The organism is Synechococcus sp. R5-13 (assembly GCF_047462015.1).
In the GTDB taxonomy this organism is placed as follows: domain Bacteria; phylum Cyanobacteriota; class Cyanobacteriia; order Thermostichales; family Thermostichaceae; genus Thermostichus.
Genome location: NZ_JANSIL010000102.1, coordinates 1 through 6270 on the forward strand (window position 1 = coordinate 1; position 6270 = coordinate 6270).

Consider the following 6270-nt stretch of genomic DNA (forward strand, 5'->3'; position numbering starts at 1 on the left):
TTTTCTGCTTTGCTTTGGCTACCATGTTGGCAGACTCGAAAGTAAACAGAAAGATCAACTGGTAGTAATCTGTACTGAACATATTATACATTATTTTCAGTATAGTTGAGCTTATTATTGACTAGAGTCATGCTCCTACCACCCCAGGTGTCTCATCTTCATGGAGTTTTGACTGGGAATGACCCTAAGCCCGAGCGAAGCCTTGCTGACGAAGTGGCTGCTGACCTATTTTTACCAACGGCTGCCTTTCCCCCAAGAGTGGCTGCCGCAGAAAAGCTATTGGGTAGGGGGATCCCTGCGGGATGCTTACCTGGCTTGGCTGCAGGGCCGTGCTGCTGGGGATCCCGCTCGCGACGGTGGGATGGAGTCCTCAGCGTCGGTGGATTTGGACCTGATGTGCGCTGTGGATCCCGTGGGCTGGGCAGCGGCAGTGGCACGGCGGTTGGGGGCGGGCTTTGTGGTGTTGGATCCCGAACGGCAGATTGCCCGCATTGTGTTGGCAAAGTTGACCGTGGACGTGGGGCTGCAGGCGGGATCCACCCCTGAGGAGGATCTGAGGCAGCGGGACTTCACCTGCAATGCCCTGGCCTTGGATCTGCAAAGGGAGCAACTGCTGGATCCCACAGGCGGACAAGCCGATATTCGCCAGAGCCGGATGCGCATGGTACACCCCGACAACCTCAGTGCTGATCCGGTGCGGCTGTTGCGGGGTTATCGACAGGCGGCTCAGCTGGGGTTTGGGCTGGATCCAGCTACGCAAGAGGCGATCCGGGAGCGGGCTCCCCTTTTGGCGAATGTGGCGGCAGAACGGGTGCGGGCAGAGATAGTGGCCCTGTTGGAGGCAGGGATCCCAGGGCTGGCTCACCTACAGGCGGCGGTGGCGGCGGGGTTGCTGCAGGCTTGGCTGCCCCACCTGAAGCCGGAAAGTCCGGGCTTCCCTCAAGCTCAGGCCGTGTGGGAGTGGGCCGGGCGCTGGCGACCGCTCTATCCCCGCACGCTGGCAGAGCTGGCCCAGCCCTTGACATCCTCACGCGAAGGGCGCGGCAGGCTGTTGGCAGTGGTGCTGGCGGCCTTGTTGTGGGATCCAGCGGGAACTGAGGACTCTGTCTTGCTGACGCGAACGGCAGAAAGGGTGGAAACCGAGCTGGAGCGGCTGCGCTTCAGCCGAGCGGAAATGCGGGCCATCCAAAAGCTACACCATCTTCTGCCTCAGCTTCAGCTTCTCCTGACGGACTCCCCCACCCCTGCGCAACAGTGGCGGCTTTATCAACAGGCGGGATCCCTGTTCGGTGGCCTGGCGCTGTTGGCGGTGGCTACGGGCGGCGACCCTCAAAAGCTGGAGTCTTGGCTCAAACGCTACGAAGACCCCCAGGATCCCCTGGCCCATCTGGTGCCCCTGCTGGATGGCCGCGATCTGCTGCACAGCTTGGGGGCCAAACCCGGCCCCTGGGTAGGCCAGTTGCTGCAAGACCTCCAGGAGGCGCAGGCTTGGGGGCAGATTCAAACTCGTGCCGAGGCGCTCTCTTTTGCCCGCCGGTGGCGTGGCCAGCAAAAAGACTAGCCGAAGCGATAGCCGAAGCCGCGCACCGTCACCAAATACTCTGGGTTGCTGGGATCCAGCTCCAATTTTTCCCGCAGCCAGCGGATATGTACATCGACGGTCTTGCTGTCGCCCATGAAGTCGGATCCCCAGATGCGCTCCAGAAGCTGTTCCCGCGTCCAAACGCGGCGGGGATTGGACATAAACAGCTCCAACAGGCGAAATTCCTTGGGGGAAAAACTCACCTCAACGCCCCGCACCAACACGCGGCACTCCTGGGTAAACATACACAGATCCCCGTAACGGAGCACCGTGGCATCGCTGGCTTGGGCCAGTTGTTGCCGGCGCAACACCGAACGACAGCGGGCGATCAGCTCCCGCATGCCGAAGGGCTTGGTCAGATAATCGTCGGCCCCCAGTTCCAAGCCCACCACGCGGTCGGTTTCGCTACTTTTGGCCGTCAACATCAGGATGGGAATCGTGTTGCCCTCCCTGCGCAGCAGCCTGCACAGATCCAGACCGTTCAAGCTGGGCAACATCAAATCCAAGATCATCAAATCCAGCCGCTCAACCGTATGCACCATCTCAAGGGCTTGCCGACCATCGGCGGCTTGTAAAACCTGATACCCCTGCTCTTCTAAAGCCAGGGCAACCGTTTCCCGAATGGCATCCTCGTCCTCCACCACCAGCAGGGTCTCCAGATGGGGAGCAGCTTCCTTGGCTTGAGGAAGTGAACCAGTCATGGAGAGGGTTGCTTCCATACAGAACTCCGTTGCGCCTGCACGCAAGTGCTCCGCACCGCCGTCACGAACGCGGAAGCGTCACGTAGCGATAACAGCCTCACAGGGTGAGAAGGGCAAGTGCCGCCACCTTCAACAGCAGCCCCCCGATAGGATATCAAACTTCCAGGGCAGGCCAATAAAGAGAACAGGGGCGGACTGACTTGCACAGGGCCTTGAGACGGCGAATGGAACCGAAAGGATTCCAAAAACCTGCAATTCAGGATGATTGATTTAAGATCTCTAATGTGGAGCCGCCCCTACCCACGCCTCATGGTGCTCTGCACCCCTCCCGGGAACGGCAACTCACGCTTTAAGGACTCCGTCCCGCTGTCGCGATTGGCCGGAAACCGGTTATGTCTGCTTCCCCTTCTGCACTCTGGGCCACTGGCGGAGCCATTCTGCGGCTGTTGCGCTGGCATAAGCCGGCAGGGCGATTGATTTTGATGATCCCGGCGCTGTGGGGAGCTTTTTTGGCCGGACGGGGAACGCCCCCTTGGCCGTTGGTCGGGATCATCATTTTGGGCAGCCTGGCTGCCAGTGGGGCAGGCTGTGTCATCAACGATCTTTGGGATCGGGACTTAGATCCATTGGTGGAGCGCACCCGCCATCGCCCGTTGGCCAGCCGGGAGTTGACCGTTGGCGTCGGGATCCTGATGGCGGTGGTGAGTTTGGCCTGTGCGGCAGGGCTGGCGCTGTTTCTCAACCCGGTTAGCTTTGCCCTCTGTGTGGCGGCGGTGCCGGTGATCCTGCTCTATCCGGGGGCCAAGCGGGTGTTTCCGGTGCCGCAGTTGGTGCTGGCTCTGGCGTGGGGATTTGCCGTGCTCATCAGTTGGACGGCGGTGAGCGGCCAAGATGCCAACACCCCCCTGTGGGAAGAGGGGCTGGGCTGGCTGTGGCTGGCCACGGTGTTGTGGACACTGGGATTTGATACCGTCTATGCTCTTGCGGATCGGGAGGACGATGAGCGGGCCGGGATCCATTCCAGCGCCCGTTTTTTCGGGCAGCGGACGCCGACGGCGGTAGGGCTATTTTTTTTGGGCACTGCCATCGCGCTGTTGGGGGTAGGCCTCAGCCTACGGTTGCATGGAGTTTATTTTGTCAGCTTGGCCATCGTCACTGTCCTCTGGGGCCGGCAAACCTGGCAGCTCCACCAAAGGAATGCCTCTCCCACCTTGTACCTGGCCATCTTCGGCCAAAATGTGGTGCAAGGGTTTATTCTGCTGGCGGGGATGATCGGCGGGTCCCTGCTGGCCTGAGGGATCCCCTAGCCTCTCGCATGGCCAGATGCCTCTCTGAAGAACGCCTTGCCCCTCAGCCGACGCTGGGGCTGCCTCTTTGGGAAGGGATCCCGACAAATCTCCGGACTGGCAGGAATCGGCCCAGGGCCATGGGCAAACGGTAGAATGAGACGATTAATTGCAGGATCCCAGCCTCCGATGGCCCCACTGAGCAGCGGTGAGCCTCCCTATGACATTCTTATTCTCTCAAACGGCCCTGGAGAGCTGACCACCTGGGTGCGTCCGGTGGTGATGGAATTGCGCCAGCAACTGCCTCAGGCACGTCTCTCCCTGGTGCTGTCCCCCTGCCCCCATGCTTCCGGGCAAGAGATGAAGATAGCGCAAGCGTTCGTCGACGTGGATCGGGTGCAGGATCCCGATTTTTTTCTGGCTTTTTTGCTTACTGGCCAAACCGAAGAAGCCTGGAATTGGGCCAAGCGAGGGGTGGTGCTGTTTCTGGGGGGGGATCAGTTTTTTGCCGTCTGGATTGCTCGCCGCTTGCGCTATCGGCTGGTGGTCTATGCTGAGCATCAACCCCGTTGGCGGCCTTGGGTACATGCTTTCGCCGTGCGAACCGAGGCAATCAAACGCCGCTACGATGGCGGACGGCTGCTGGGCCACCCTTGGGCCCACAAAATGCACGTTGTCGGGGATTTGATGGCGGATGGCGTAGCCAGCGCTGTCTATTTGCCGGGGGTGCCCCTTTCCGGCTGGCTTGGCAGCAGATCTCCTGCCGCTGCCTCCAAACCCACGGCAGGCTTTTCTTCCCCAACCCAAGCCTTTGGCCTGCTCCAAGATGCATCTCCCAGCTCCATCGGCGAGGGGGAGCCTGTAAGAACTGCGCCAGAGAGAGTGGGGAACCGCTTCACCGATCGCGTAAGCGGGCCGGAGGCCTTTGAAGAATTGCTACCGCGCGGCTGGCAGCGTCTGAGCGATGAGAACCGCACCCACTATCAGGTGGGGCTGCTCCCAGGCTCCAAGCCAGCCAAGCTCTCCTTGGGGGTGCCATTGGTGTTGGCTGTGGCCGATGAGCTGCGACAGATGCTGCCGAATGTCCGCTTTGTGATCCCGGTGGCCCCAGGACAAACCCCCCAGTCGTTGGCAGCCTATGCCCATCCCAAGCTCAATCCCGATATGGCTTTGATCTATGGCACCTCAGCCATTCTGGAGCAGACCAATCTGGGATCCCAGTTTGTTACCCCCTTTGGCAGCACGGTGCAATTGTGGACAAGCTTCCCTGCCTATTCTGTGCTGGCCAACTGTGATCTCTGTCTGACCACCATTGGCGCCAACACCGCCGAGCTGGCCTATTTGGGGGTGCCGATGGTTGTGGTGATCCCTACCAACAAGCTGGAGGCAATGCGCGCCTGGGATGGGATTCTTGGCCTGTTGACCCGCCTTCCAGGCTTGGGCACTTGGCTGGCCCGCGCCGTCAACAGAATTGCTCTGCGTTGGCTAGGTCACTTGGCTTGGCCGAACATCTGGGCGGGGCGAGAGGTGGTGCCAGAGTTGCGGGGCCACTTGCGCCCGGTGGCCGTGGCCGAGCAAATGCGAGTTCTGTTGGAAGATCCCCAGCGCCGTCAGCAAATGCAGACAGAACTGCAGCGGCTGGGGGGCAAGCCGGGAGCTGCCCAAGCTATTGGACAACTGGTGGCTCAACAGTTGGGTAAAGGCTAGGGCAGAAGGCAATTTGCTTGAGCTCGACCCAGTGGAGAGTTGCGCGAGGAGCTCCCTTGGCGCGATTGGAGATCTCTCCTTGCTGCCGGCAAAAAGTGCTAAAAGGGGAGTGGAGGTTCCTAAACGGAGACCATTCATGCTGACGGAGGCCGAGCAGTCGGCGGTGGAAAGCCCCAAAACGGGGGAGGGCAATTCTCTCCCTGCTGGCAAGCCGGAGCCAAAACTGGGGTTCTGGCAGCAATTTTGGGAGGATGTTGATTGTGTCTTCGATCGGGATCCGGCAGCACGCAATCGCTGGGAGGTCATCTTCACTTATCCCGGTGTGCATGCTCTGTTTTTGCACCGCATCGCCCACTGGCTGTGGAAACGGCGCTGGTTTTTCCTAGCGCGGCTGCTCAGCTTCTTGGCTCGTTCTTTCACATTGATTGAAATCCACCCGGCAGCCAAGATTGGGCGGCGCTTTTTCATTGACCACGGCTGTGGGGTGGTGATCGGTGAGACGGCAGAAATTGGTGATGATGTTACCCTCTACCACGGGGTCACCTTGGGGGGTACTTCCTGGAGCAAGGGCAAACGTCATCCCACCCTGGAAAACGGGGTGATTGTTGGCACGGGGGCCAAGATTCTGGGGCCGGTTCGCATTGGGGAAAAAGCTCGTATCGGAGCCAACGCGGTCGTGATTCAGGATGTAGCTCCCGGCATGACGGTGGTTGGGATCCCAGGCCGTGCGGTCATCCCGCCCCATCAGCGCCGCATCCCCGCCCATGGCATTGACCTGGATCACCATCTCATGCCTGACCCAGTGGGACGGGCTATCGAACAGTTGCTGCACCGTATCCAAGATCTGGAAGCCCAGGTGGCCCGCCTTAACCGGGAGCGGGAACAGGTCCGGCAGGATCAGGTGAGAGGCGAAGCAGAATATTCGTAAACTACCCGACCCTGACTGCTTCGCAGTACAGGGCGGGCTTTCGGCAGCCCTGCAGTTGGCAAGCCA

Annotated in this window: 5 protein-coding genes; 4 read left to right on the forward strand and 1 reads right to left on the reverse strand. The window is 60.3% G+C overall.

Annotation, left to right across the window (positions count from 1 at the left end; all coding sequences use genetic code 11):
• Positions 1–178: 178 nt before the first annotated feature.
• Positions 179–1561 carry a CCA tRNA nucleotidyltransferase gene (locus tag NW840_RS08410; protein WP_011434395.1) on the forward strand — a complete coding sequence of 461 codons (1383 nt, stop codon included), beginning with the start codon at positions 179–181 and terminating at the stop codon, positions 1559–1561.
• On the opposite strand, the gene NW840_RS08415 is transcribed toward NW840_RS08410, so the two are convergent.
• Positions 1558–2283 carry a response regulator gene (locus NW840_RS08415; RefSeq protein ID WP_414343626.1) on the reverse strand — a complete coding sequence of 242 codons (726 nt, stop codon included), beginning with the start codon at positions 2281–2283 and terminating at the stop codon, positions 1558–1560. The genes NW840_RS08410 and NW840_RS08415 overlap by 4 nt on opposite strands.
• A gap of 392 nt (positions 2284–2675) precedes the next feature.
• Between NW840_RS08415 and NW840_RS08420 the strand changes: the two genes are divergently transcribed.
• The 3 genes from NW840_RS08420 to cysE all read left to right on the forward strand — a co-directional run bounded on the left by NW840_RS08420 (position 2676) and on the right by cysE (position 6204).
• Positions 2676–3578 carry a 4-hydroxybenzoate solanesyltransferase gene (locus tag NW840_RS08420; RefSeq protein WP_011434393.1) on the forward strand — a complete coding sequence of 301 codons (903 nt, stop codon included), beginning with the start codon at positions 2676–2678 and terminating at the stop codon, positions 3576–3578.
• 180 nt (positions 3579–3758) lie between these two features.
• Positions 3759–5276: a hypothetical protein gene (locus NW840_RS08425; protein ID WP_414343628.1), complete on the forward strand. Its 1518-nt coding sequence runs from the start codon at positions 3759–3761 to the stop codon at positions 5274–5276.
• Positions 5277–5412: 136 nt separating this feature from the next.
• On the forward strand, positions 5413–6204 hold the full coding sequence (cysE, locus tag NW840_RS08430; RefSeq protein WP_414343630.1) for a serine O-acetyltransferase: 792 nt from the start codon (positions 5413–5415) through the stop codon (positions 6202–6204).
• Positions 6205–6270: the final 66 nt, after the last annotated feature.

What these genes read in the sequence shown, in the direction of transcription:
- NW840_RS08410 (WP_011434395.1), top strand. Translation starts at nt 179, where the DNA reads ATGACCCTAAGCCCGAGCGAAGCCTTGCTGACGAAGTGGCTGCTGACC.
- NW840_RS08415 (WP_414343626.1), bottom strand. Translation starts at nt 2,283, where the DNA reads ATGACTGGTTCACTTCCTCAAGCCAAGGAAGCTGCTCCCCATCTGGAG.
- NW840_RS08420 (WP_011434393.1), top strand. Translation starts at nt 2,676, where the DNA reads ATGTCTGCTTCCCCTTCTGCACTCTGGGCCACTGGCGGAGCCATTCTG.
- cysE (WP_414343630.1), top strand. Translation starts at nt 5,413, where the DNA reads ATGCTGACGGAGGCCGAGCAGTCGGCGGTGGAAAGCCCCAAAACGGGG.
- NW840_RS08425 (WP_414343628.1), top strand. Translation starts at nt 3,759, where the DNA reads ATGGCCCCACTGAGCAGCGGTGAGCCTCCCTATGACATTCTTATTCTC.